At 49.0% G+C, this 2,199-nt stretch carries 4 protein-coding genes; 1 reads left to right on the forward strand and 3 read right to left on the reverse strand.

Annotation, left to right across the window (positions count from 1 at the left end):
• The 3 genes from ABYW01_RS19950 to ABYW01_RS19960 form a co-directional block, all read right to left on the reverse strand.
• On the reverse strand, positions 1-556 hold a 556-nt coding region (locus tag ABYW01_RS19950; RefSeq protein ID WP_372836170.1), incomplete at its 3' end, for a PEP/pyruvate-binding domain-containing protein.
• A 186-nt stretch (positions 557-742) separates the two neighbouring features.
• Positions 743-997, reverse strand: a complete 255-nt coding sequence (locus ABYW01_RS19955; RefSeq protein ID WP_372836172.1) for a DUF2164 domain-containing protein — start codon at positions 995-997, stop codon at positions 743-745.
• A gap of 40 nt (positions 998-1,037) precedes the next feature.
• A complete protein-coding gene (locus ABYW01_RS19960; protein WP_372836174.1) occupies positions 1,038-1,805 on the reverse strand; it encodes an AraC family transcriptional regulator in 768 nt (255 codons plus the stop codon).
• Positions 1,806-1,901: 96 nt separating this feature from the next.
• Between ABYW01_RS19960 and ABYW01_RS19965 the strand changes: the two genes are divergently transcribed.
• A partial coding sequence (locus ABYW01_RS19965; RefSeq protein ID WP_372836175.1) for a peroxiredoxin-like family protein occupies positions 1,902-2,199 on the forward strand: 298 nt, incomplete at its 3' end.

Below are 2,199 nucleotides of genomic sequence, written 5' to 3' on the forward strand. Positions count from 1 at the left end.
CTGCAGACAACGCTACTTCACTGTGGTCAAAACCCTGGTGAACACGGTAGGAGATAGCACGATCATTGTAGAGAGACGCAAACACCTCTTTGATCGCGTGTTTTACGTTGTCCAAACCGCGGATATTCAGGAAGGTCTCTTGTTGACCAGCAAACGATGCGTCCGGCAAGTCTTCGGCGGTTGCCGACGAACGTACGGCAACGGAAAGGTTCGTATTATCGCCGCACATTTCGACGAACGCGCCTTCAATGGCTTCATTAAGCGCAGGCTGGAACGGTGCATCCATGATCCAGCCACGGATCATCTTACCAGTGTCAGCCAGCTCGATAACATTATCCGTATCCAGCGCTGTTAGAGTTTCGTTAATTTTCTCTTCCAGGCCACCATGCTGGAGAAAATCCCGGAAGGCCAGTGCTGTCGTTGCAAATCCATTTGGTACTTTTACGCCCGCGTTACTCAGTTGGCTGATCATCTCACCCAAAGACGCGTTCTTTCCACCGACCGTTTCGACATCATTCATGCCCACCTGGTCAAGGCGCAGTACGTAATCCTGCACTCTGATTTTCTCCCACTCGCACGTGCTTAAATCATGCTTTGATCATCGATATAAGTAACAGATCATACTTCAGTTTTAAAAAAAAGATGAGAATAATTTGCAACTCGCTTGGTACAGATCAAAGATTGAGAAATACCCTTCAGCCTACAGTGTCATTCACTCAAAGAATTGGGGGAAAGCACTTACTTAACGAACAAAAATTGTTGGTTTTTCAATCTCATAAATCGCATCATCAACCTGATCCAACTTACTTTGCATCACCGCGCGAGCATCACTCAGACCACGGTTGTAGTAATACGCACCCATTTCAGATGAAATAAAATCCAGTAAAAACTCGGCATCAAACTGTCCGAGATCCTGATCAAGCTCAACACTAAAGTAACGTTTAAGCTTCTCAACGATTAACGCTTTCTCTTCCGCTGAGAATTTAATTTCTGACATCGTGATTCCCTCATCTATGTGATCTTTTATCCCAGTGAGCCTACACGGTCTGCGAATCCGCTGCCGCCTCTCGCCGCAATGCCAGCGGACTTTCCCCGAACTGGCGCCGAAACGCCCGACTCAACGCCTCTCCCGAACCATAACCATAGCGCCGGGCAACGGTCTGAATACGCTCTCCACGCTCAACATCCTGTCGTGCCAATACCATGCGCCAACGTCTTAAATACGCCATGGGCGTTTCACCCACAATTTGAACAAACAGCTCGGCAAAACGACTTAATGACAATCCCGCAATTTGAGCCAAATCCTCGTTACGCCACACTTTTTCCGGCCGCTCATGGATAGCAACAATCGCTCGACTGATTCTTGCGTCAGACAACCCATTGAGTAACCCAGGCTCAGTTGCACCTTGTTCAATCTGGGCACGCAGCAACCGTACCATTAACACTTCACCCAGCCGGTTCAGCACCGATCCAAAACCACAACGTTGCGCGTCGCCTTCTGCTTTGAGCAGTTGAACCAGCATACCGGTTTCAGCGTTATCAGAAATATCCAGCTCAATCAGTGACGGTAATGCTGATAACAGAGGATTGGCCTGCCCTCCCCAATCAGTGCACGCCCTGAACATCGGCACATAGCCTTCTTGCTCAGAACCGCACATCAATTTCAGCGGTGACAGCAACACCCGGTTAGGCAGATCATTTCCCGGCTGGCAAAACACGATCAGATTGGCACCCTCGCTTGTTGCTGGAGAGACCGATAACGAAAAGCGGGAAATCAGTGCCGACAAACGGTCAAAACGGCTCATATCGTAGTTTTAGTCATATATTATGGATTTATATAACAGTATGCCCTGCTAGGATTGATAGCAACACCCATATTTCTCCTATACGAGGACACACGCATGCTGATACCCCGCCAGAAAACACCTGACCTTCAGGTTGAAACGCTTGATAACGGCACCTTTACCCTCTCCGATGAAAACTCCGAACGTGGCACGGTTATCTGCTTTTATCGCGGCCTGCATTGCCCGATCTGCGCCACCTATCTGAAAGAATTTGAAAAACAGGTGCCTGAGTTTGCCGCACGCGGTGTAAAGGCCATTGCCATCAGCTCTGACTCTGCGGACCGCGCGCGCGCCATGGCCGACAAAATTGATGCCCAGAATCTACGCATTGGATATGGTCTGGACCTGAAAAAAG

It is taken from the genome of Pontibacterium sp. (genome assembly GCF_041587635.1).
In the GTDB taxonomy this organism is placed as follows: Bacteria; Pseudomonadota; Gammaproteobacteria; order Pseudomonadales; family Balneatricaceae; genus Pontibacterium.

What these genes read in the sequence shown, in the direction of transcription:
- ABYW01_RS19955 (WP_372836172.1), bottom strand. Translation starts at nt 997, where the DNA reads ATGTCAGAAATTAAATTCTCAGCGGAAGAGAAAGCGTTAATCGTTGAG.
- ABYW01_RS19960 (WP_372836174.1), bottom strand. Translation starts at nt 1,805, where the DNA reads ATGAGCCGTTTTGACCGTTTGTCGGCACTGATTTCCCGCTTTTCGTTA.